This is a genomic window from Corallococcus sp. AS-1-6 (assembly GCF_020037015.1).
In the GTDB taxonomy this organism is placed as follows: Bacteria; Myxococcota; Myxococcia; order Myxococcales; family Myxococcaceae; genus Corallococcus.
The window spans coordinates 1-22,560 of sequence record NZ_JAIQDE010000054.1; the positions used below are offsets into that span (position 1 = coordinate 1).

General features: G+C 71.2%; 16 protein-coding genes. 12 read left to right on the plus strand and 4 right to left on the minus strand.

Features of this window, described 5'->3' with window-relative positions; genetic code table 11:
• Positions 1-230: 230 nt before the first annotated feature.
• The 3 genes from K8612_RS38170 to K8612_RS38180 all read left to right on the plus strand — a co-directional run bounded on the left by K8612_RS38170 (position 231) and on the right by K8612_RS38180 (position 3,425).
• Entirely contained in the window at positions 231-1,913 is a 1,683-nt protein-coding gene (locus tag K8612_RS38170) for a hypothetical protein (protein ID WP_223765843.1), read from the plus strand.
• A 1,063-nt stretch (positions 1,914-2,976) separates the two neighbouring features.
• Positions 2,977-3,255 (plus strand): DNA alkylation repair protein, encoded by a 279-nt coding sequence (locus K8612_RS38175; RefSeq protein ID WP_223765844.1) that lies wholly within the window; start codon positions 2,977-2,979, stop codon positions 3,253-3,255.
• On the plus strand, positions 3,252-3,425 hold the full coding sequence (locus K8612_RS38180; protein WP_223765845.1) for a hypothetical protein: 174 nt from the start codon (positions 3,252-3,254) through the stop codon (positions 3,423-3,425). Before K8612_RS38175 ends, K8612_RS38180 begins: the two co-directional genes overlap by 4 nt.
• Before the next feature lie 34 nt (positions 3,426-3,459).
• Here K8612_RS38180 and K8612_RS38185 read toward each other — a convergent pair whose 3' ends face one another.
• Positions 3,460-4,773 (minus strand): hypothetical protein, encoded by a 1,314-nt coding sequence (locus K8612_RS38185; RefSeq protein WP_223765846.1) that lies wholly within the window; start codon positions 4,771-4,773, stop codon positions 3,460-3,462.
• Positions 4,774-4,903: 130 nt separating this feature from the next.
• Between K8612_RS38185 and K8612_RS38190 the strand changes: the two genes are divergently transcribed.
• Entirely contained in the window at positions 4,904-5,950 is a 1,047-nt protein-coding gene (locus tag K8612_RS38190; protein ID WP_223765847.1) for a hypothetical protein, read from the plus strand.
• Positions 5,951-5,996: 46 nt separating this feature from the next.
• On the opposite strand, the gene K8612_RS38195 is transcribed toward K8612_RS38190, so the two are convergent.
• Together K8612_RS38195 and K8612_RS38200 are read right to left on the minus strand one after the other, a co-directional pair.
• Positions 5,997-10,736 (minus strand): translocation/assembly module TamB domain-containing protein, encoded by a 4,740-nt coding sequence (locus tag K8612_RS38195; RefSeq protein WP_223765848.1) that lies wholly within the window; start codon positions 10,734-10,736, stop codon positions 5,997-5,999.
• Positions 10,733-12,910, minus strand: a complete 2,178-nt coding sequence (locus tag K8612_RS38200) for a BamA/TamA family outer membrane protein (RefSeq protein WP_223765849.1) — start codon at positions 12,908-12,910, stop codon at positions 10,733-10,735. The genes K8612_RS38195 and K8612_RS38200 overlap by 4 nt, the downstream gene beginning before the upstream one ends.
• Positions 12,911-13,077: 167 nt before the next feature.
• Between K8612_RS38200 and K8612_RS38205 the strand changes: the two genes are divergently transcribed.
• Entirely contained in the window at positions 13,078-13,392 is a 315-nt protein-coding gene (locus tag K8612_RS38205; RefSeq protein WP_223744172.1) for a hypothetical protein, read from the plus strand.
• A gap of 49 nt (positions 13,393-13,441) precedes the next feature.
• On the opposite strand, the gene K8612_RS38210 is transcribed toward K8612_RS38205, so the two are convergent.
• A complete protein-coding gene (locus tag K8612_RS38210; protein WP_223765850.1) occupies positions 13,442-14,995 on the minus strand; it encodes a 4-alpha-glucanotransferase in 1,554 nt (517 codons plus the stop codon).
• A gap of 166 nt (positions 14,996-15,161) precedes the next feature.
• Between K8612_RS38210 and K8612_RS38215 the strand changes: the two genes are divergently transcribed.
• From K8612_RS38215 to K8612_RS38245, 7 genes are all read left to right on the plus strand, one after another.
• Positions 15,162-15,746: a DNA-3-methyladenine glycosylase gene (locus tag K8612_RS38215; protein WP_223765851.1), complete on the plus strand. Its 585-nt coding sequence runs from the start codon at positions 15,162-15,164 to the stop codon at positions 15,744-15,746.
• 35 nt (positions 15,747-15,781) lie between these two features.
• Positions 15,782-16,411 (plus strand): RNA polymerase sigma factor, encoded by a 630-nt coding sequence (locus K8612_RS38220; protein WP_120592678.1) that lies wholly within the window; start codon positions 15,782-15,784, stop codon positions 16,409-16,411.
• Positions 16,412-16,476: 65 nt separating this feature from the next.
• Positions 16,477-16,716, plus strand: coding sequence for an anti-sigma factor (locus K8612_RS38225; protein WP_014399836.1), 240 nt, complete (start codon positions 16,477-16,479; stop codon positions 16,714-16,716).
• Positions 16,713-17,783: a radical SAM protein gene (locus K8612_RS38230; protein WP_223765852.1), complete on the plus strand. Its 1,071-nt coding sequence runs from the start codon at positions 16,713-16,715 to the stop codon at positions 17,781-17,783. The genes K8612_RS38225 and K8612_RS38230 overlap by 4 nt, the downstream gene beginning before the upstream one ends.
• 192 nt (positions 17,784-17,975) lie before the next feature.
• Positions 17,976-18,737, plus strand: a complete 762-nt coding sequence (locus K8612_RS38235; RefSeq protein ID WP_223765853.1) for an SDR family oxidoreductase — start codon at positions 17,976-17,978, stop codon at positions 18,735-18,737.
• A gap of 309 nt (positions 18,738-19,046) precedes the next feature.
• Positions 19,047-19,670: a DedA family protein gene (locus tag K8612_RS38240; protein ID WP_306799797.1), complete on the plus strand. Its 624-nt coding sequence runs from the start codon at positions 19,047-19,049 to the stop codon at positions 19,668-19,670.
• A gap of 92 nt (positions 19,671-19,762) precedes the next feature.
• A complete protein-coding gene (locus K8612_RS38245) occupies positions 19,763-22,258 on the plus strand; it encodes a hypothetical protein (protein WP_223765855.1) in 2,496 nt (831 codons plus the stop codon).
• Positions 22,259-22,560: the final 302 nt, after the last annotated feature.

Sequence of the window (22,560 nt, forward strand, 5' to 3'; positions counted from 1 at the left end):
CTTCTTGCGATGTCACCCCACCTCTATGCGGCTCGTAGGACTGCTTATTCCGCGCAGACCTCCTGTCGGACAGGTTTGGAGGCTCCTGGCCCGGGGGCTGCTGGTTCATTCGGGCTGCGGGAAGTTGTCCGACTGCCGGGCAGGTTTGGGACAGCATGGCGGTCCGGGGCTGTGGGGCCGTGCCCCCTGGGTTCTGAAGCCGGGCCTGCTTTCGCGGTATGACGGCGCCGATGACGGAGCCCCGGGCCTTGCGGTGGGGGCTGGGTGTCGTCCTGGGCGTGCTCGCACTCCAGGCCTCGCGCCTCGCACTGCACAAGGCATTCAGCATCGATGAGTTCCAGTACGCCCATGCCGCATGGCTCATGGCTCATGGGCAGGTGCCCTACCTCGACTTCTTCGAGGTGCACTTTCCTCTCGTGTACCAACTGCTGGCACCGTTGCTCCGGCTGCTCGGAGATGATCCGCGCCACGTCATCGCGCTTCGGGCGGCTATGCTCGTGCCGCTCGCGGGGGCGTGTGTCTCCGTGTTCCTCCTCAACCGGCGGGAAGGCCGCATCGCCTCGCACCTGGCGCCGGTGCTGTTGCTCTGCTCTCCGGGCTTCCTCCACTTCGCCACAGAGGTGCGTCCGGATGCCCTCACCGCCGCGCTCTTCCTGGGGGCACTCGCCGCGCTGGCCGTGCAGCCCGGCTCGGTCCTTTCGTCGTTCCTGGCGGGTGCGTTGCTCGTCGCCTCCGCGTGGGGCTCCCAGAAAGCAATCTTCTTCGGCGGGCTAGTGGCCGTGGTGCTCCTGGCGGACCTCTTGCCTCGCAGGAATGCTTCTCCCGCGCTCATCGCCGCGCCTCGCGCCTTCTTCGCGGGCATCGCCGCCGCGACGGGCGCGGTGGCCGCCTACCTCACGGTGACGGGCTCGTGGGGCGCATGGTGGCGGTGGTGCTTCGTCTGGGCTTCCGAACACCAGCGCCACTACCCGGGCTTCTCGTGGCGCGAATACCTGGTGCCGGCCCTGGGGGCGCAACCCGCGTTCTTCCTCCTCGCCGCCGTCGGATTCGTCTCCACGTTCCTCCGCTTGCGGAAGCACCCGCGGACTCCCGACCTGCTCCTGTTCGTGGCCGTGCCCGCGACCTTCGGCGCCTATGCGCTCCAGCGCGCGCCGTTCCCGTACAGCCTGTTGCCCTTTCTGGGCGTGCTCGCGCCCTTCGCAGCGCGCGGCGTCCTGGGAGTGCTCTCTGGGTTGCGCACTCCCGCGGTGCGGACCGTGGGGCTTGCCGGGCTGGGCGGCCTGTTTGTCGTCCAGGCCGCGCGGGTGGAGGCCTTGCTGGACGATGGCGGCAATGCCCGGCAGCGCGAGGTGCTCGCTCGCATCGCGGCGCTCACGGGGCCGGAGGATGTCGTCTACGACAACTCGGGTGGCTACGTGAGCCGGCCGCACGCTCACTTCTACTTCTACACGGACGCGTATCTGCGCGGTTCACTCGCGGGGCTGCTGTCCGACGAGATGCCCCGGGTGCTCGTGGAGCAGGGCTGTGTGATGCGGGTGGATGACCTGCGGACCTCCGGTCTTCCCCTGGCGCTGCGCCGCTTCCTCGACGCGCACTACCAGCCCTACGACGGTGACCTGTACCTGTGGGGACAGCGCTACCGCGTGCCCTCGGACTCTGGCGCACTGGAGGACCACTTCCTCGCGGTGCGCGCCGACCGCTACTTCGTCCAGCCCGCGAGCACGCTCGACACCGGCGCGCTGTTCATCGACGGCGAGCGCATCACCACGCCTGAGTTCGCGCTGTCCCGGGGCACGCACACCCTTCGCTATGAAGGGCGTGCCGAGTCCTTCCAGCTCCTGTGGCTGCCTCGCGACGCGAAGCGCTGGACGCCACGGCCCGGGGCACCGTCCACGTACTCGCGCCTGTTCTGAGCGCGCGCCGAGAGCAGGCGAGCCCGCGTGGGGACCGCCTTCCGGGATGACGGCACTGTCGTCCTGGCGGTCCGCCGTGGCGCCTCCATCCTGAAATCAGCCGTGGAGCCCGGCTCCGGGTCGAACTTCCCTGCGCGAGGGTGATTCCTACTGTGCGTGGGCAGGATGTTCGCAGGGGACGTTGACGTGGCTGGTGATGAATCGGGGCGGAAGCGGAACCGTGCGCCCGTTGCCTCCCAGGGCGTGATGTCGCTCCTGGAGCGCTGGGTCTCCGACCTCGAACGGGATGATGCCCCGGAGCCACGTCCGCACGGCCCCGGCGCTTCTCCGCGTACCGGAGCGGATCCTCAGGGGGCCCCTGGCCCTGGCGGACGGATGCCGCAAGGGCGGCCTTCACGCCCGGGCGCCAGCTCACGCGCCGACTCCATGCCTTCCTCCCGGAGGACTCACGCCTCCGCTTCCTCCCGCGAGGAGCGCCGACCCGAAACAGTAGCGCTCAGCGAACGGGACGTTCGCGCCGGCTCCGTTCGCGCGGCGCGCCAGACGCGCCATTCAGATGCGGAGCGGCCCGGCGAGCAGGAGACTCGCGTCGGCTCCGTCCGTGCGGACCGCGAGGAGCGCCACCCGGAAGCGGCTCCACGCGGTGATTTGGAGCCCCGCACGCCTGCGCCATCGGAGCGGGCGAACCGTGAGGCGAACCGCCACTCACGCACTGGCTCGGATGTGCTCAGGGAGCCCGAGGCGAAGCCCGTTCGTGCACCTCGACGGGTCAACCGCTACGCGCGCGCCGGAGCGGACCCATTCAGGGAGGCCGAACCGGCGCCACGGGAGGAGAACCTCCACCTCCGCTCCGACGTGAAGCCCTACACCGAACCTCCACCGAGCGAAGCGGAAGCCCGGGTCTCGCCCTTCCGCGCGGTCCGCGACGAAATCCGCCTCCAGGGACCGGTGGTCACCTTCCCGGATGGCGCGCGGCTTGTCTTGATGAACGACGGTGGCAGGCCCATCCACCGCGGCACCGTCGCGGCGCGCGGGCCCGTGCGCGCCTTCTCGCAAGGAACTCATGAAGTCCGGCCTCACGGCGCCCCAGACCCGCGCGCTCTGGGCGTCGGGTCACACGGAGGCGCGGCTCCTGGCCACCATGATGGTGGATGCGCCCGCGATGCCCTGGAAGGAACTGGATGCCTGGGCGAAGGGGCTGGACTGGCACACGCTCACGGACGTCTTCGTGACGAACGTGGTGCTGCGCTCACCGCACGCGGCGAAAGCGCTGACGTGGGCACAGTCGAAGTCCGAATGGGTGGGCGGGCAGGGTGGCAGCGCCTCGCCGCGCTCCTCATGAAGACAGAGGTGCTCGCGACGGCGAAGCGGCTGGGCAAGGTGGAGGTGGCCCACGGCGACACGGCCTGCGAGACGCCGGATGCCGCTCAGTCCATCCAGAAGGTCCAGGCCTGGAAGGAGGCGAAGGCCCGCAAGACCGCGACCTCCAAGCGCACGCGGGCCCGGGCCTGAACGCGGCCCGGGCGCACGGCACGGCTTCAGCGGCTCAGTTCTTCACGCACGCGGCCTGGCCTCCCGCGTCCTTGTATGCCTTCACGCGCTTCACCAGGTTGCCGCCGTCCGTCTCCGGCGTGGTCTGCTCGTAGTTGCCCGCGCCGAAGAGCATGCCCACGCCGCCCGCGGCGGCCACTTCACCCGGGTGCGTGAGGAAGTAGTCCACGCGGTTGTCGCGCCACTTCTGGTTGGTGTTGGGCAGGGACATGTTGCCCACCGGCAACTGCCACCAGATGTGTGGCTTGCCCAGCCGCGTGGACACCGCCTTCGCCCAGGTGAAGGCCTGCTGGAAGTGCGGCAGCTTGCGGTTCTCCGGATCCCACCAGACCGCGCTGCCCGTCGTCTGCTGGTACCAGCCCGCGTCGCGGTCGGACGCCTCCACCGTGACGAAGTCCGTGTCGCCCGCGCCCACCGACAGGAGGAAGTCCGCGACCTTGTTCGCCTCGCCCGCCACGTCGAACGACGGGTCCGTGTTGCCCGACACGTCCGTCTTCGTCGCCCACGCGCTCGCGTGCAGGCCCACCTTCGCGTTGGGCGCGTACTTGCGCGCCATGGAAATCATGCACCGGCCCAGCCCCGCGGCGTTGTTCTCCTGGGTGCCGCAGTCCGTGGGGTTCGCCGCCTTCACCGCGACCGGCGTGGAGGTCGCCTTGCCGTCCTTGGGGAAGAACTGGAGGTAGGCCCACATGTCCGGCTCAATCTGGAGCAGCGCCTTCTCCTGGCCCACCTGCTTCAAGAGGAAGCGCCAGTCCGCGAGGTAGCGCCCCAGGAACGCCGCGTCGTTGAGCGCCTTCAACTGCTCCTCGCCCTCCGTGTAGCCGCTGGCCTGGAAGGCTTCGTAGTAGGTGATGAAGGGGAGCTGGCCGTTCGCCTGCGCGGACTTGATGAAGTCGCGCACGTAGGCGCCGGGCGGCTCCTGGTCGTACTGCCAGCAGCCCCACCACGCGCAGCCGGCGCTGTTGGAGCACGACACGCCGCCGGACGTGCACCCGGACGCGCACGACTGGCACGCGTCCTTCGAGTCGAACAGGCCCGCGGCGATGTAGAGGTAGCGCACGTCGAAGGGCGCGGCCTTCGCGGTGGCGTCCTCCATCTGCGCGCCCACCAGCACCGTGCTCTTGCCCAGCGTGGAGAGGAACGCCGCGCCCAGGCACTCCGAGCCGTCGCCCGGCGTCACCCCGGGCCCATCCGTGCCCGGCCCGGGCTCGTCACCCGGCTCACTCGAATCCGAACAGCCCGCCACGGCCAGCAGGCCCGCGGCGAGGAACGGCCAACACTTCCGACGAAAAAGGGCAGGGGTCCTCATGATGTCCAGAACTCTACTCCGCCCTCTCCCCGTGCTGCTGGAGGGTTATTCTCGCGTTTCTGGAAAGTCTTGAGTCATGCTCGCCCCACCGGCTTCCGGCCGGGCTCCCTTTCCCCCCGAGGTGCGCGAGATGAAGCTCCGATGGTGTGTGCTGCTGGTGCCGGCGTTGCTGGCGGCCGGCTGCGGTCCCCTGGATGAGACCCCCGAGCCCGTGGTCGACGAGCTGACCGGGCAGGTGCTCCAGGAGGCGACGACGAAGTACGACATGCACCGCCTGCTGGAGGACTCGGACGTCACGGGCGGCACGGGCATCACGCCGGCCCAGGTGCAGGCGTTCCTCCAGCAGCAGGGCTCGTACCTGGCGGGCTACACGGACCCGGCCTGGGGCAAGACGGCGGCGACGCTCATCGTGGAGCGCTCGCGCGCGTCCAACATCAGCCCGCTCTACATGCTGGCGCGCATCCAGGGCGAGTCCAGCCTCATCCAGAGCGGCACGTCCACCAACCTGAGCAAGGCCACGGGCTGTGGCTGTCCGGACGGCAGCGGCTGTGACGCGCAATACGTGGGCTTCGGCAAGCAGGTGGAGTGCGCGGCGAAGAAGATGCGCGGCTACCTCACGGACCTGGAGGCGGGCCGCGCCACCATCTCCGGCTGGAAGGTGGGGGTGACGAAGTCCACGTCGGACCCGTGCTCGGTGAAGCCGGTGAACAACGCCACCGCTGCGCTCTACACGTACACGCCCTGGGTGGGCGCGTACGCCATCCAGTGCGGCCGCACCACGGTGGGGGGCTCGTCGCTGATGGCGTCCATCTACAACCGCTTCAAGACGGCGTACCCGTGGACGCTCACCGCCGCGGAGGGCTGCTACTCCGGCACGGTGGACGCCGTGGTGCCGGAGGGCTCGTGCGTGCAGAGCTCGTCGGACGCGCTGTGGCGCCAGTGCTCGCAGGGCGTCTTCATTGGCGGCACCACCACGAAGCCGTCCAACTGCAACGTGTCCTTCCCGTACTGCGTCTCCACGCGCCTGGGCCGCGGCGTGCCCGTGCGCACCTGCGTGCAGGCGAGCAGCACCCTGTGGCAGCAGTGCGGCGCGGAGGGCGTGTGGCGGGACGCGCCGGGCGCGGACACCACGGGCGTGGGCCCCATGGGCACCTGCTACGCGACGTACGCGCTGTAGAGCGGCAACACCGCCGCCCGGACGAAGGCGCGTCACGTCCGGGCGGTCAGTATTCCTTGGTCCAGATGAGGTCCAGGCCGCCGGAGCGCGCGTCGCCGTACATGCCTTCCAGGCTCCAGCGCGGGCTGAAGAGGTACTGGAAGCGCACGGCGTTGGCGTTCTCCCCCCGCTGGAGGTTGGCGCCCACGCGGCCGGTGTAGCCCACGTAGATTTTATCCGTCACGTACGTGCCCACCTCCAGCTTGGTGCCGGCGATGCCGCTGTCCCCCGCTTCAATGGAGAGCACGTCCAGGGGCAGCTTCGATGCGATGGCCTTGCGCGCCTCGTTGGCGACGAACGAGCCCACCACGGAGGCGGCCTGCGCGCCCGCGTTCATGGACGCGCCGGAGCCGCGCTCCAGCGTGCGCCGGCCGGTGGCGAGCAGCGTGTAGATTTCCGACTCCGGCAGGGCCGGGTCGCTCGTCGTCTTCAGCGTCACCTCCTTGCCCTGGCCGCGCACGGTGACGAAGACGGTGACGCCCGCGTTCTCGTTGCGGTGCTCGGCGGTGACGTTGATGTACGGCATCAGCACGGGGCCGGTGAAGCGCACCTGGCTGTCGCGCTGCACGTCGAAGCGGCGGCCCAGCACGTCCACGCGCCCCAGCAGCACCTTCACCTCGCCGAACATGCGCGCCTCGTTGGCGTACTCGACGCGGAAGCCCTCGGACAGGCCCAACTGGACGTTGAGGTCCGTGCCGCGCACCCACAGGTTGCGGGGCGCGTTGATGTTCACCCAGAACTGGCGCTGCGGCGCCTCCTCGTCCTCGCCCTCCTCCGCCAGCGCCTCCGCCTCCGCCTGCGACGTGGGGACGCCCGCGCCGCCGCTGCCCACGGTGGGCTCCGGGTTGCCGGGCATGCCGGGCGAGTCCGGCGCGTTGCGCGGGTTCTGCGCCTTCTGCGACGTGGCCACCTGCGTGGGCGCCTTCTCCTTCTTCTTGCGCTTGTCCACCGGCACGCCGTTGCGGACCATCACCACGTCCACGGGGCGCTCCAGGGGCTGCAGGTCCTTGCGCTTGGCCTCCGGCAGCTCGACGTGCGCCTCCGGGATGGACAGGTCGCTGATGTTCACCAGCCGCTCGCTGAGGCTGCCCTTCATGGACAGGTTCAGCGTCAACAGGGCCATGAGCTGGTCCTCCACCACGATGGGCAGGTTCTTGGTGTGGCCCTTGCCCTCCAGCACGAACTCGCCGCTCCTGCCCTGGCGGTTCGCGGTGGCCGTCAGCTCCAGCGAGCCGTTGCCGGACTTCGCGGTGAGCTTCTTGAGCTCGATGCGCTCCTGCGACGCGTTCAGCGCGAGCTGGATGTCGTTGTATTCGCCGAAGCCCATCAGCCCCAGCCGGCCGTCCTTCCACTCCAGGTTGCCCTTGAAGGTGGGCGCGCCCACGGTGCCGCCCAGGTTCGCGTCCGCCTGCATGAGCCCGCCCAGCGAGCGCACGTACGGGGAGATGCCGGAGAGGAACGTCGGGTCGAAGCGGCGCGCGCGCAGCGACAGCTCCACCGGCGCCCGCTCCACCTTCTTCGCGGGCCCCTGCGCGGACTGGAACGCGGGCAGCGACAGGTCCAGCTCCAGGGTGCCGCCCAGCAGCAGCGACCCGCCGCCGGGCGCGGTGAGCATCGCGTCGAAGAGGGACTTCGCCTGGGAGTAGGAGTAGTGCAGCCGCGCCTGGCCCAGCGCCGTCTGAGCGACGCCCAGGTGCTGCATGCCCGCGTTCAGCTCCAGCTCCGGGGCCTCCGGCGTGCCGCGCGCCACCAGCTCCATGGCCAGCACGCCCTGCGGCCCGCGGTTGCCCTGCGCGGGCCGCGCCGCCATGCCGGGAATCTCGTTCAAGGGCACCGGCCCCACGCGGCCCTTCATCCGGAACGGCACGCGGCTGGCCACCTCGCGGTCCTGGAGCGCGGCCAGCGGCGCCAGCACGCGCGCCTCCAGCGTGGCCAGCGGCCCGTGGGGGCGCCGCACGTCCAGGGACAGCTTCACGTCCTCGTTGCCCGCCAGCGCCAGCGCGGTGCCGTTGAGGGGCGGCAGGCCGTTGGCGGTGACGCCCTTCGCCAGCAGCTCCACGCGGCCCAGCGGCGCGAGCGCGGAGCCGTTCACGTCCGCCTTCAGCGTCACCGTGCCGTCCGGCTTGTCCACGCCCTCCGCGCCCTGGAGCAGCTTCAGGGGCAGCTCCGCCACCAGCGCCTCCAGGTGCAGCGGCGCCTCCAATGCCTGCGCGGGCGTGGGCGGCTTCTCGATGACGCCGCCCAGCGTGAAGGGCGTCTTCACCAGGACGTAGGCCTGCGGCGCCACGCCCTTCACGTCCAGCCGCGCGCCCAGCGTGGCGTCGTTCGCGTCGGAGTTCGCGTGCAGCTCGAAGCCCAGCGCCTGCGCGAAGAGGGCCTCCGGCCGGCCGGGGTAGCGCAGGTCCGCGCCCACCACCTTCAGGTCCAGGCGCGGGTCCTTCGCGGAGCCGTTCACCACCAGCGTGCCGGTGACGTGTCCGGAGGGGCCGGGCGGCTGGTTCGCCAGCTTCAGCACCTCCGCGACGTCCAGCCGCTCCAGGTTCACCGTGAGGGACAGGGGCTCGTTGCGCCGGCGCAGCACGCCCTGCACGGGCACGTCGAACTCCGAGGACACGCGCGCCGCGTTCAGCTCCGCGCCCAGCGTGCCGGTGGCGCGGTCCTTCACGTAGCGCGCCTTCACCTGGAGCCCCAGGCCCGCGTAGCCGCGCGCCTTGCCGTCCGACAGCGTGAGGTCCACGTCCGCGTCCGGCCGCGCCATCCGGCCCTTCGCCGCGACGTGGCCGGACAGCGTGCCGCCCAGGCCCAGGTCCTCCGGCACCGCGATGCGCGGCAGCTTCGACAGGTCGAAGGCGCCCAGGTCGATGCGCGCGTCCACGCGCTCGCCGTCCTTCACCGCCGCCAGCTTCAACGTCTGCGGCCCTGACGCGAGCGCCAGCGGCGGCTCCAGCGCGATGCGCCCGCCGCCGAAGGCCAGGTGCGTGGGCTGCTGGAGCGTCCAGGTGGCCTCCGGCCAGGACAGCGAGAAGGCGCGCAGGGCCAGCCCCTCGTTGTCCGCGTCCACCGTGCCCTCCACGCCCAGCGCGAGCTGCGCGTCGCCGTCCACGCGCACGCTGGCCTTCAGCTCGCGGTTCGGGTCGGTGGTGAGCGCCAGGGACAGGTCGCGGAAGGTCCTGCCCGCGGTCCTCAGCTCGCTCACCAGCACGGTGGCGTCGGTGGTGAGCGGACGGGTGACGTCCGGCACGCTCGCCTTCAGCGACAGGTCCTGGATGGCGATGTCGCCGTAATTGAGCGCCACGAAGTTGCCGTCCGCCTTCACCCCCGGCGAGCGCGGCGGCCCCTTCACCTGGAACTCCAGCGAACCGCTGCCGGACATGGGCGGCACGGTGCCGCCGGGCAGCAGCTTGTCCAGCGCCTGCGACAGGAGCTTCAGGTTGCCCGCGGACAGGCTGCCGCGCGCCTCCAGCGCCTTCGCGGTGCCTTCGCCGGACGCGACCAACGCCGCGCCCGGCATCATCACGCGCAGGTTGGCCACGTTGTAGCGGCCGTCCTTCGCGCTGGCCTTCACCTCGATGGGGCCCACCGACTGGCCCCGGAACTCGGACGGCGTCACGGTGAGGGCCACGTCGCCGTCCAGCGTCTCCAGGCTGTCGCCACCGCCGCGCGCCACGAGGTCCGCGGCGATGTTGGTGGGGATGCCGTCCTCCATCAGCTCCGCCAGGTTGACCCCGCGCGCCTTCACGGTGGTCTCCCGGGTGCGCAACGTCTTGAGGTCCACGTCGCCGTCGAGGTCCAGCGTGGCCTTGCCCGCGGAGGCGCCCAGCTTCGCCTTCGCGAGGTCGCCGTCCAGGGACGCGGTGCCCTTCGCTTCAACGGGCACCACCAGCGGGTACGCGGGCACGAAGGCCTTCACCGGCTCGGGCGGCACGGTCAGGCGGCGCAGCTCCACGGCCGCGGCCGTCTCGCCGGTCTGCTTCGCGCCCAGGTCCGCCTCGATGCCCGCGAGCCCCAACCGCGCGTCCACCTGGCGCACCACGTCCCGGCCCTGGCCCTTGAGCACCAGGCGCACGGGCCCCTGGAGCGGGCGGGTGAGGCCGCCCGTGGCCTGCAGGTCCGCGGCGAAGTCCATGTCCGCCAGCGCGTAGTGGCCCTCGCCCTTCGCGCCCAGCTCCTCCAGGCGCACCTGGCGCTCGCCGCCGTCCGGCAGCTCCTGCTGGAAGTCCACGTAGCCGTGGCTGAGCTCGAAGTCCTTGAGGTGGATGCTCAGGGCGCTCTGGCCCTGGGCCGGGGGCTCCTCGGGCTTGGGCTCCCGGGGCTCCAGCGCGCGCATCAGGTTGAGGCCGCGCTCGTCCTGCACCAGGTACAGGCGGGGTGTCTCGATGCGGACCTTGGTCAGGTCCACCCGCTGGCCCAGCAGCGGCGACAGGTGGAGCCGCGCCTCCACGCGGGCGATCTCCGCCGCCAGGTCGCCTTCCGGCGTGTACAGCTTGATGCCGGTGAGGACCGCGCCGTTGAAGTCCAGGTCGAACCCGCCCACCTCCAGCCGGCCGGCGAGCTGCTTGTTCGCCAGCTCCACGCCGAAGCGGGCGATGCGGGCGGACCCGCCGGGGCTGGTGGCGTACACGAGCACGCCCGCCACCAGCAGGATGATGAGCCCCAGGAAACCCAGCAGGCCCCACAACAGCCGCCGTCCCCAGCGCTTGCGCCGGTGGGGCGGGGCGGTGGAGGCGGGGGTCGTGGGGTCGCTCAAAACGCCTCTCCGATGGAGATATGGACCGCGCAGAGCCCTTCCGGGGCACCCGCGTACGCCGCGTCAGCGGACATCGTGGCCTTGTCGAACTTGCGCCCGAAGCCCAGGCATCCACCCGAGGACGGATAGATGTACCCGGGATCGCTGACGGGCAATCCCCGCCCGATGTTCAAGCGCCGGGCCAGGTCCAGCCGGATGGGGCCCACCACCGTGAGGTAGCGCAGGCCGGCGCCCACCGCGTGGTAGTGCTCGGGACCGAACAGCTTGGGGGCGTTCTTGCCGAACAGCGCCTCCGTGCCCACGAGGCCGGAGTCATAGAAGACGGCCAGCATCAGGTTGTCCGTGAGCAGGTAGCGCAGCTCCACGGAGGTCTCGAAGAGGCTGTTGCCGCCCACGGGCACGGTGTCCCAGGAATCCAGGATGGGGTTGCCGTTCGCGTCCAGCAGGAGGTTGCCGTCGTCGTCCTTCTTGTACGTGGGCGCGAGCGGCGTCATGGGGGACAGCCGCTGGCCGTTGAAGCCGCGCATCGCGGTGGCGCCGCCGGAGAAGAAGCGCGTGACGATGGAGCTCTGGCCGCCGCCCGCCGGGTCCAGCGTGCCCGCGCGCACCTTCACCGCGAGAGTCAGGTCCTTCTTGTCTCCAATCGAGTGGTAGTAGCGCAGGTCCGGCAGCAGGCGGACGTAGGTGTACTGCCCGAAGAAGGGGCCGCCGCCCTTCTGGATGGAGAAGCCCACGTAGTAGCCGTCGCGCGGCTCGGTGCGGTCGTCCCGGCGGTCCCAGGCGAACGCCACCTCCAGGAAGCTCAGCGCCTGGACGCACCGCCCCGCGGAGTTCGTGTTCTCACAGCCCAGGATGATGGGCGGGACGCTCTCGTCCAGGCTCACCTGCCCCGTCAGCCGGTAGAACTGCAGGTTGTACGAGGGGAAGACGGAGAAGGACGGGTGGGGCGTCCAGATGACGCCCGTCTTGAGGTAGCCGCCGTAGAACGAATAGGCCTGCTGGAGGCCCTTCTCCGCGGTGACGGACGCCTGCAGGGCCAGGTCGCGGAAGAGGAAGCGCGGCTGCTCGAACTCCGTGGTGAAGGTGAAGACGGGGTCATCATCGGAGCCCGCGTCGTTGCGCAGGCTCGCGAGCACGTTGGGGATGAACGCGTAGCCCAGGCGTCCGCGCAGCGTGAGCCTTCGCAGGCCGCCGCGGAAGTTGCGGTTGGTCCATTCGCCCAGGATGCGGCCCTCCTGCCGCGCGGCGTCCACGCCGATACCGCCGCCCAGCCGCAGCGAGTGGAAGGGCGACTCGCGCACGTCCACCACCACCGGCACCGTGGCGTTCTGCCGGTCCGGCGCGCCGCGGTTCACCTTCACCGCGCCGAAGACGCCCATGCGGAAGACGCGCGCCTGCGCCTCCGCCAGCGCCGCCTCGCTGAAGTAGGCGCCCTTGATGACCGCGCCCTGCGCCTGCTCGATGATGCGGCGGGGCGGCACCTGCGGGTTCGCGTCCGTGGCGATGAAGATGTTGCCGAAGCGGTAGCGCAGGCCCGGGGCGATCTGCAGGTCCACCACGGCCTTCTGCGTGGCCACGTCCACGCGCACCTCGCCGCCCACCTCCGCCTCCGCGTACCCCAGGTCCTTGAGCCGCTGGAGCACCAGGTCCTTCGTCGCGGACCAGGTCTCCTCGCGGAACACGTCGCCGGTCTTCACCGGCAGCTCCTCCAGGATGCGCTCGCGCTCGCGCTGCGAGGGTTGATCCGGCCCCTGGCCCAGCGACTCCAGGCCGTGCGTTTCGACGCGGTCGATGAGGGTGGGCGCGCCCTCGTTGACGACGACCTTGAGGCGCACGGCCTTGTCGCCGTCCGGGATGACCTCGTTGGACTCCACCTGCGCCTGGTAGAAGCCCTCCGCCTGGTAGAAGCGCTCGATGCGGCGCAGGTCCGCCTGCCACGCGTTGGTGTCGAAGTAGTGCGCCTTGCCGAAGGGCCAGAACGCGTACCAGGGCGTGGAGGACGTGAGGATGCGGTCCTTGATGTCCCCGTCGTCCACCTGCTTCGCCCCCTCGATGTCCAGGGACTTCACCTTCGGGCCGGTGGGCGCGTTGGACGTGGTGGCGCACGCCGTCAGCAGCACGGCCAGCGCGAGGGGCACGGCGGAGCGGAGTCGGAGGAGTCGGACGTCGGCCACGTCACGTTTCTTACCGGAAGGCCAGCCCCTGACGCGTTTCGCAATGTTTCTTTGTGCGGAGAATGTCGCATTCCACGACCTCGGGGACGGGGTCAGTGTCCGCCAATCCGCCGGGCTCCTCCGTGGCGCGTGCAACCCGGCCCGGGGTGCGTCAGATTCGGGTCCCTATGGTCCGGCGAATCGCACTCCTGCTGTCGGCCACGCTGGTGCTCGCCACCGGCTGCGGCGTGAGCGAAGACGAAGTGGTCCAACTCAAGGAGGGAGAGAACCTCTCCGACACGCCGTACTGCGGCTCGCTCGGGTGCGCGGATCCGTTCCGCTTCTGCGCGGAGCTGTTCCTGGAGTTCGGCCGCTCGCCGCCCCTGTGCGTCGTGGAGAACATCTGCGACCGGCTGGAGTGCGCCAAGGCGGGCCGCCGCTGCGCCGTGTTCGACGGCTTCCCCGGCCAGGTGAAGTGCATCGAGGACAACGGCCAGCAGTAGGGCGTCCCGCGCCCGGGGCCGCGGCCCCGGGGCGGAAGAGGCCTTCAGGCTAGCGGCGCGACGAGGCGGTGAGCCACGCCAGGCGCTCCGCGGCGTCCTTCGTCTGGGCCTCCGTGAGCAGCGCGTCCGTGTCCTGCGCGATGCGGTAGGCCCAGTTGGCGTCGCCCATGGTGCCGGGCAGGTTGATGCGGTCGCGCGTGCCCAGCACGTCCTGCCACGGCAGCACGCACAGGTCCGAGCCCGCGTTGAGCGCGGCGGCCAGCGTGGCGCGGTGGATGTCCGGGGTGAACTCGCGCGTCACCGCCACGCCCTGGAACTCCGGCCACGCGCGCGCGGCGTTCTGGCGCTCGTCGTCGCGCGCCTGCTCCCACCACTCCGCCTGCGGCTCCGTGTCGTGCGTGCCGGTGGTGACCAGCGACACGGCGGGGAACTGGTGCGGGTCGCGGTAGGTGTTGTCGTCGCGCTCCCAGCGCAGCACGCGGTAGCCGGGCAGCTTCAGGTCCGCCAGGATTTGACGCACGAACGGGGGGATCACGCCCAGGTCCTCGGCGACGATGCCCGCGCCCTCCGACAGGAGCCGGAAGTGCTTCTCACCCTGGCGGCGCCAGGTGGGCTCGTCCCCGGGGACGAAGTAGCCGGTGGGGTTCTTCTCGTCGCGGATCCACTGGCGGAAGTAGCCCACCGCGTGGTCCACGCGGCGCAGGTCGTAGTAGCTGGCAGCCTTGGCCGCGCGCTTCTTCAGCCACGCGTAGTCGTCCTTCTCCATCGCGGCGAAGTCGAAGTAGGGCAGGCCCCAGTCCTGGCCCGTGGCGGAGAAGTCGTCCGGCGGCACGCCCAGGCGCGCGTCGCGGCGCAGGATGTCCGGGTGGGCCCAGCAGTCGGAGCTGTCCTGCCCGATGATGAAGGGCTCGTCCCCGCACAGCAGCACGTCCTTCGCCTTCGCCTGCGCGCGGACCTGGTTCCACTGCGCCTCCGCCAGCCACTGGAGCCAGGCGTGGTAGCGCACGCGGCGCTCCAGGCCCTGCTCCTGGATGGCGCGCAGCGCGTCCGGCTGGCGCGTGCGCAGCCCCTCCGGCCACTGCCACCAGGGGCGGCGGTCCTCCTTCTCGCTGATGGCGGTGAAGAGCGCGTAGCTCTCCAGCCACTCGCCCTGCGCCTCGCGCCACTTCTGGAACTCCTGGGCGCGCGCCGTGCGCGGGGTCCACTCGTGCTGCTCGAAGTGGTCGAACGCGCGCGCGAACGCGGCGTCCTTCAGCGGGAACACCAGGTCGTAGCGCACGCGCGCCGCGGCGCGGGCCTCCGCCAACTGCTGCTTCTGCGCGTCGCCGAGCGCGCCCTCGCCGCCGGTGGCCTGGAACTCCGGCACCTGGTTCAGGTCGATGAAGAGCGGGTTCAGGCCGAACGCGGACCGCGTGGCGTACGGGCTGGGGTCGCCGGGCGCGGTGGGCAGGAGCGGCAGCACCATCAGCATCCGCTGACGCGCGGCCTTCATCCAGGAGAAGAGTCCGTCCAGGGCACCGAAGTCACCGATGCCGAAGTCCGTTCGCGAGCGCAGGGAGAAGAGAGGCAGCAGGAGACCGGAGAGCCGGCCAGGAGTGGACATGGTGCGTCGCAATCTGCCCCAGCCCCGCCCCGGTGTGAACTGCTGTCGAGACGCGGTGCATGCGCGCCTGCCTGTCAGCCGTTGGGATACAGCGGCGTTGAACCTCCGGCCGATGCAACCGCTCAGTGGTTGACGGAGCGCACCCGAAGCGGGAAGGACCCCCCTCGTGAAACGACTGCCCCTGTCCTTCTACGCCCGGCCCACCCTGGAGGTGGCGCGCGACCTGCTGGGCACCCTGCTGGTGGTGGACGGCGTCCGGGGCCGGCGCGTGGGCCGCATCGTGGAGGTCGAGGCCTACCTGGGCGAGCATGACCTGGCGTGCCACTCGTCCAAGGGCCGCACGCCGCGCACGGAGGTGATGTTCGGGCCGGCGGGGCGCTCGTACGTCTACCTCATCTATGGAATGCACCACTGCTTCAACGTGGTGACGGACGCGCCTGGGGTGGCGGCGGCGGTGCTCGTGCGGGGCATGGAGCCCGTGGAGGGCATCCCGCCCGGCGAGCGGACGGACGGGCCGGGGAGGCTGTGCCGGGTGATGGGGGTGAACCTGAACCACAACGGGCTCACGCTGGACTCGGAGGGGCTGCACCTTTTGCCGGGGACGCCGGTGCCGGACGCGCGCGTGGAGCGGGGCCCCCGCATCGGCGTGGAGTACGCCGGGGCGTGGGCCGCTGAACCCTTGCGGCTGTGGGACCGGGACAGTGGACACGTCAGCCGCTTCGTCTCCCGGCGGCCTCGCCGTCGTCCTTGACGCGGAACGTTCTGGCTGGTTGGGTGGAAGACGCCATGTCCCAAGAGGCTCCCCAGGAAGAAGACCGGCAGGAAGAAGACCGGCGGCTCCTGACGCGGGCCCAGGACGGTGACGTGTCCGCCTTCGAGGCCCTGGTGGGTCTGCACCAGGACCGGGTCTACGGCCTGGCGCTGCGGATGACGCGCTCGGAGGCGGACGCGGCGGAAATCACCCAGGACACCTTCCTGTCCGCCTACCAACACCTGAAGGACTTCCGGGGCGAGGCGGCCTTCGGCTCCTGGGTGCACCGCATCGCGGCCAACCACGCCCTCATGCGCCTGCGTCACCGCCGGGTGGCCCAGGCGGCCGAGGCGGAGCTCCAGGCCCCTGAATTCACGGAGCGTGGCACCCTGGCGGACTACCCCGTCACGGACTGGAGCCGGGACGCCGAGGAGAAGGCGCTGGACGCGGAGCTGGGGCAGGCCATCCAGCAGGCGGCCGACCGGCTGCCGGAGGGCTACCGGGAAGTCTTCCTCTTGAAAGACGTGGACGGCCTCAGCTACGAACAGATCGCAGAAGTGACGGGGGATTCCATCCCCGCCATCAAGAGCCGCCTGCACCGGGCACGGCTCGCGCTGCGAGAGGCCATCGACCTGTTCTACAACCGGGACAATCGCGGGGTGTGAAACCCCCAGGGCGCCTCGGCATCTTCGAACTGGAACGAGGGGAGCCGCAGCCAGCCGAGGTTCGGATGTATACCTGCAAAGATTCCATCAACCTCCTGCTGGAATTCCTCGAAGGCGAAATGCCCGAGGAGGAGGCGCGGCACCTGCAGGAGCACCTGTCGGGCTGCAAGCCCTGCGAGGAATTCCTCAGCACCTATCGGGCGACGCCCGGCCTCTGCAAGCGCGCCATGGCGCTGAAGATGCCCCGGGAGGTGTCGGCGAAGCTGACCGAGTTCCTGCGCTCGAAGATCAAGTCCTGCTCGTGAACCTGAAACAACTGTCGCTGCCGGAGCTGGAAGCGGCGCTCGCGCCGGCCCAGCCGTCCGCGACCGCGGTGCGCAAGGTGTTCGCGGGCGTCTTCGCCCACGCCCGTCCCACGGTGGAGGCCGTCGCGCTGGCGCCCCAGGTGCCGCGCCGTGTCGCGGACCTGCTCCGCGCCCAGGCGGAGATGCCGTCCCTGAAGGTCGTCGAGCGGCGGCAGGCGGAAGACGGCTTCGTGAAGTACCTCTTCGAGTCGCCGCTGGGCGGCCGCATCGAGGCGGTGCGCATCCCCATCTTCGAGGAGAAGTACGTCGTCTGCGTGTCCAGCCAGGTGGGCTGCGCGCTGGCGTGCGACTTCTGCATGACGGGCAAGCTCGGCTTCCAGCGCAACCTCCAGACCTGGGAGATTTTGGACCAGGTGATGCAGGTGCGCGCGGAGGCGGACCGGCGCGTGGGCGGCGTGGTGTTCATGGGGATGGGCGAGCCGCTGCTCAACTACAAGGAGACCATCCGCGCGGCGCAGATTTTGTCGCACCCGGCCGGGTTCTCCATCTCCGGCACGGCCATCACGTTCTCCACCGCGGGGCACGTCCCGGCCATCCGGCGCTACACGCGCGAAGGGCACCCGTTCCGTCTGGCGTTCAGCGTGACGAGCGCCATCCCGGAGAAGCGCGCGAAGGTGCTCCCCATCGAGAAGACGCACCCGCTGCCGGAGCTCATTCAAGCCATCCGCGAGTACAGCGAGGCGCGGCGCGAGCGGGCGATGATCGCCTACGTGGCCATCCAGGGCTTCAACCTGGAGCGCGAGGACGCGGAGGCGCTGAAGGCGGCGTTCGAGGGCATCCCCATCAAGGTGGACCTCATCGACGTGACGGATCCGACGGGCAAGTACCTGCCGCCCACGGCGGAGGAGCTGAGCGCGTTCCGGGACCACCTTCAGATTCTGAAGGCGCCCATCGCGCGGCGCTACTCGGGCGGCAAGGAGATTGGCGCGGCGTGCGGCACGCTGGCGGCCAGCCAGTACGGCGGCACGGTGCTGCCGACGCCCGCGGCTTCACCCCGGCAGGCCTGAGGTCCGCTCCCTCCGGGCCGCGTGCCCGGCGGCGGGAGGCGAGGACTCGCGGCTTCGCGCGGGGTTCGTGATTTCGACGGCAAGAACCGGAGCGCGGGCCCCGGGCTCGTGGCGCTACGAGGACCGTGCGCCGCGTGAGAGGGCCCCGCGCGCGCGACCTCACGAGCGGGCCCGTGTCCGGAGCGCTGTCGGATGACGCATCGATTGGAAGGGAAGGTCGCCCTGGTGACGGGGGCGGGTTCAGGGATTGGCCGTGCGACGGCGCTCGCGTTGGCCCGGGAGGGGGCGCGGGTGGTGGCGGCTGGCAGACGGACCGGGCCGCTCGAGGACACGGCGCGCATGGCGGCGGAGGCGGGAGGGCGGGTGGTGGCCCGCGCCGCGGACGTGACGAAGGAGGGCGACGTCGAGGCCCTGGTCCACTTCACGCTGGAGACGTTCGGGAGGCTCGACGTGGGCGTCAACGCGGCGGGGGGCACGTTCGGCGGGGGGCCCACGCACACGTTGGACACGGCCTCGTTCCGGGACTGGATCGACGGGTACCTGGTGAGCGCGTTCCTGTCGACGAAGCACGAGGTGGGCGCGATGTTGAAGTCGGGCGGGGGGAGCGTCATCAACATCGGGACCTTCGTGGGGCACACGAAGGCGATGCCCGGGACATCCGGCTACGCCGCCGCGAAGACGGGCCTCATCGGGCTCACGCGCACCGTCGCGGCCGAGTACGCCCCACAGGGCATCCGCGCGAACGTGCTCGTCTCCGGCGGCGCGGACACGCCCATGTTCCGGAGCTGGAACGCCTCCGGGGAGCAGCGCGCCGCCGCCGCCAGGCTGCACGCGCTCCAGCGCGTCGCGGACCCGGAGGAGATCGCCAACGCGGCCGTCTTCCTCGCGAGCGGGGAGGCGTCGTTCGTCACGGGGAGCGTCCTGACGGTGGATGGCGGGCTCTCGCTCGTCTGACGCCAGCGGTGGGTGGACCGGCTCGTACGTGTCGACCTCCGCGCGCGGGGAAGGCGTAGGGCTTGTCCGGGAGTCGGCGGCCTCCCGTCCCGCGAGCGGTTTCGCTCGCCTTGGGCCCGGCATGGGACCCATGCCTCTGGCCCGTGCGCGGGGAACAGGAGGTCAGGCTTCCTCCGGGAGGTGGAGCCCCGGAGTCCCGGCCCGTCCGTGTTCACCGCCGCGCGTGGGGTAGCGAACATGGGTTCCGCCGGGCGGGGAGACGACTTAAGTCTCGCGCGAGGGCTTCCGGCCCTGGAGGTCATCGCGCGGATGTGGATCGAGCACGTCGACAAGCTGATTGGGACGCTGGGGCCGCTCGGGTTCCTGGTGCTCGGCGTGGCGGCGATGCTGGAGTACGTGGTGCCGCCGTTTCCCGGGGACACCATCGTGCTCATGGGCGGCGTCTACGCCGTGCGCGGGGAGAAGCCCTGGTGGCTGGTGCTCGCGGTGGTGACGGCGGGCAGCGTGATGGGCGCGTTCATCAACTACTCCGTGGGCAAGTGGTTGGCGAAGCGCTTCGAGGCGCAGCCGGGGCGCTCCTTCTTCGGCCTCACGCACGCGCGGCTGGAGCAGGTGCAGGCGCGGATGCGGCATGCGGGGCCGTGGCTGCTGCTGGTGAACCGGTTCCTGCCGGGCATCCGGGGCGTCATCTTCATCGCGGCGGGAGCGGCGCGGATGCCGCGCTTCAACGCGCTGGTGCTGGGAGCCATCTCCGCGCTCGCGCACAGCGGGCTCATCCTGGCGCTGGGCATGGCGGTGGGCGGCAACCTGGAGCGGCTGACGGTGCTGGTGTCGCGCTACCAGTACGCGGTCATCGGGCTGCTCGTGGTGGCGGCGCTGGGGTTCGGCGTGCGGGCGCTGACGCGGCGGCGTGAGTCCGCCGTGGAACCCTAGCGGGCCCGGCCGGGCAGGGAAGTGTGCGGGGACGACCCGCCAGGGTGGGCGCACGTTGCGCCGGCCCGGGGTGGCGCGGTTGAGTCAGGGGCATGTTCCGCGCCCGTGCTCGCTGGTGGCTGCTCCTGGTGCTCGTCCTGGTGGGAGGGTGCCGCTGTGGCGACGACCCCAACGTGGGCGGTGCGAGCGCCAGCTTCCGGCCGCAGGCCGAGGTCGTGGACTTCGGCCGGGTGCTGGAGGGCACGCAGGTGCGCCGTTCGCTGACGCTGGTGGCCACCGGCCGCGCGGGCGTCACGGTGGACGCGGTGACGGACGCGCCCTTCTTCGTCGTCGTGTCCCAGATTGTCGTCGGAGGCAGCGGCACGGGCACGGTGGACATCCTGTTCTCCGCGGGCAACACGCCGGTGGAGGGGGAGCTGGTGCTCACCGCGGGGCGCACCACGACGAAGGTGAAGCTCACCGGAGTGGGCGTGCGTCCGCTGGCATGCGTGCCGCAGGGCGAGTGTCGCGACTCACGCTTCGACCTGGACTCCGGCCAGTGCATCGAGTCCCCGCTGGACGACGGCGCGTCATGCATCCCGAGCAGCCGTTGCCAGGAGAACGGCCGCTGCCAGGCGGGCGTCTGCGTGGGGCAGCCGCGCACGTGCGATGACGACAACCCGTGCACGGTGGACAGTTGTTCACCGACGCAGGGCTGCGTGACGGCGAGCGTCGCGTGCCCGGCGTCGAGCGACCCGTGCAAGGTGGGCGTGTGCGACCGCAACTCGGGTTGCCAGGAGGTGGACGTGGCGGACTTCAGCCCCTGCGGCGCGGTGAGCTGCAAGGCGGCGCGGGTCTGCTTCAGCGGCACGTGCCGGACGGTGACGCCGCCGGACGGCTTCGTCTGCGCGCCGGCCACGCCCTGCCAGGGGGAAGGCAAGTGCAGCGCGGGCGAGTGCATGCGCCCGGACGCGGGAGACCTGGAGTCCGAATTCAGCGCGGAGCTGGGCGGGACGCCCATCGCGGAGGACGGCGGGCCGGTCCTGCTGGTGGATGACGGGACGGTCTACGCGTCGGTGTGCGGTGAGGACGGGGGCTGCTGGCTCGCCGCGTACACGGAGAGCGGACTGCTGCGCTACGAATCGCCCTACGGGGACGGAGGCGCGAGGACGCTGCTAGCGGCATCGGACGCGGGAGTGGTGGTGCTCGCGCCGGAAGCGCTGGAGGCGTACGCGCCGCGAGGCGCGGGCGAGCTTCGCTGGCGCACGTCGCTGGCGTTCGCCGATGCGGCGCCGGATGGAGAAACACCGGAGGGCGTGCGCGAAGCAACGGGCGCGGGCGAGCTGGGCTGGCGCACGTCGCGGGCGTTCGCCGGTGCGGCGCCGGATGGAGAAACACCGGAGGGCGTGCGCGAAGCAACGGGCGCGGGCGAGCTGGGCTGGCGCATGTCGCGGGCATTCGCCGATGCGGCGCTGGATGGAGGAACGCCGGAGGGCGTGCCCGGAACAACGGGAGCGGGCCGGGTGGCGCTCACGAAGGACGGGGACGTGCTGACGTACGTCACGTGGAGCGAAGACGCGGGCACGGAGCTGCTGCGTTCCCGGCTGGTGTTGCTGAGCGCGGACGAGGGCGTGCCGCTGGCGATGGGACCGGAGGAGGACGGCGGCGGAGCGGCGAGGCTCGCGGTGGACGACGCGCGCGGCGCGTACCTCTACACGCCGTGGGATGGGCGGCTGGCCTTCACGGCGTGGGCACCGGCTGAACCGGTCACGGACGGCGGGACTTCAGGCGCGGGCTTCATGTCTTCGATCGGGTCGTACTCCGCGGAGGTGTCGGGCCCCGTGTACGCGGCGCCCCGCGTCGCACGGGACACGGTGTCGACATGGCCCGGTGGCTCGGGCACGGGGCTTGGATTCTCATCCAGTGCGGTCGCACTCGGGGATGGAGGCATCGCATCGCTGAGCCTCGAACCGCTCGATGCGGGTGTCCCAGGCGGTGCGCCATCACTGGCGCTCGCGTCGGGACGGCTGCTCGTGGGGGCACAGGCCTTCGTGGAAACGGATGGAGGTGTGCTCACCGCGCTGGACTGGGACGCGGGCACACGCACGCTGTCGCCCCTGGCCGAGCCCGTGCTCATGTCCCCCGGAGGCAAGGTCGGTCATGCGTTCGCGTCCGCGTGCGACCACACGGACGGCACCCCCTGCACCGGCGCGGAGCTGCGCACCATGCTGCGCTCGTTCAGTTCGGACGACGGCCAGCTCCTCTCGGAGGTGGACGTGCTGCCCTCACCGCTGCTCCCCGGTGCCTTCCACGAAGCCGCGTTGCTGGAGCAGAACACCGTAGGCGTGCTCGCGGACGCGGAGCTTCCGAACGGTCAGCGCCAGGCGTGGCTCGAATGGATCTCCTTCGGCAACAAGCTCAACCAGTGCGCCCTGCCGGGCCGGGTGGAGGTCGCGGGCGCGGTGTTCGCGGGCGACCTGCTGCACGTGGCGCTGCGCCGCGACGGCGTCTGGCGCCTGGAGGCCTATCCCGTCGGAAGCCGCGCCGAATCCCGCGGCTGGCCCCAGCGCAACGCCAGTCCCGCCGGCACACGCCGCACCGTGCCGTAGACAGGCCACCGGAGGTGCCTGACGTCATCTCGCGGAGCGCACGACGGCCGCGACGAGGTGCTTGAGCGGACGCCAGGGGCGCATGGACCAACAGCCCCGCCGGGCCGGCCGGCCGCCAGAACCTGTCCGACAGTCGGACAGGTTCGTGGGCCTCAAGCCCAGGCCCCTCCGCGCCAGCGCACCTCCTCGATGAGTCCGGAGGAGCCGTGCCGGGCCCGGTCCCTGAAAACCTGTCCGACAGGAGGTCTGCGCGGAATAGCGAGGCCAGTTGGCCGGCTGCCAAGCGACAAGGGGGACAGGAG

What these genes read in the sequence shown, in the direction of transcription:
- K8612_RS38170 (WP_223765843.1), top strand. Translation starts at nt 231, where the DNA reads ATGACGGAGCCCCGGGCCTTGCGGTGGGGGCTGGGTGTCGTCCTGGGC.
- K8612_RS38175 (WP_223765844.1), top strand. Translation starts at nt 2,977, where the DNA reads ATGAAGTCCGGCCTCACGGCGCCCCAGACCCGCGCGCTCTGGGCGTCG.
- K8612_RS38180 (WP_223765845.1), top strand. Translation starts at nt 3,252, where the DNA reads ATGAAGACAGAGGTGCTCGCGACGGCGAAGCGGCTGGGCAAGGTGGAG.
- K8612_RS38185 (WP_223765846.1), bottom strand. Translation starts at nt 4,773, where the DNA reads ATGAGGACCCCTGCCCTTTTTCGTCGGAAGTGTTGGCCGTTCCTCGCC.
- K8612_RS38190 (WP_223765847.1), top strand. Translation starts at nt 4,904, where the DNA reads ATGAAGCTCCGATGGTGTGTGCTGCTGGTGCCGGCGTTGCTGGCGGCC.
- K8612_RS38205 (WP_223744172.1), top strand. Translation starts at nt 13,078, where the DNA reads ATGGTCCGGCGAATCGCACTCCTGCTGTCGGCCACGCTGGTGCTCGCC.
- K8612_RS38210 (WP_223765850.1), bottom strand. Translation starts at nt 14,995, where the DNA reads ATGTCCACTCCTGGCCGGCTCTCCGGTCTCCTGCTGCCTCTCTTCTCC.
- K8612_RS38220 (WP_120592678.1), top strand. Translation starts at nt 15,782, where the DNA reads ATGTCCCAAGAGGCTCCCCAGGAAGAAGACCGGCAGGAAGAAGACCGG.
- K8612_RS38225 (WP_014399836.1), top strand. Translation starts at nt 16,477, where the DNA reads ATGTATACCTGCAAAGATTCCATCAACCTCCTGCTGGAATTCCTCGAA.
- K8612_RS38235 (WP_223765853.1), top strand. Translation starts at nt 17,976, where the DNA reads ATGACGCATCGATTGGAAGGGAAGGTCGCCCTGGTGACGGGGGCGGGT.
- K8612_RS38240 (WP_306799797.1), top strand. Translation starts at nt 19,047, where the DNA reads ATGTGGATCGAGCACGTCGACAAGCTGATTGGGACGCTGGGGCCGCTC.
- K8612_RS38245 (WP_223765855.1), top strand. Translation starts at nt 19,763, where the DNA reads ATGTTCCGCGCCCGTGCTCGCTGGTGGCTGCTCCTGGTGCTCGTCCTG.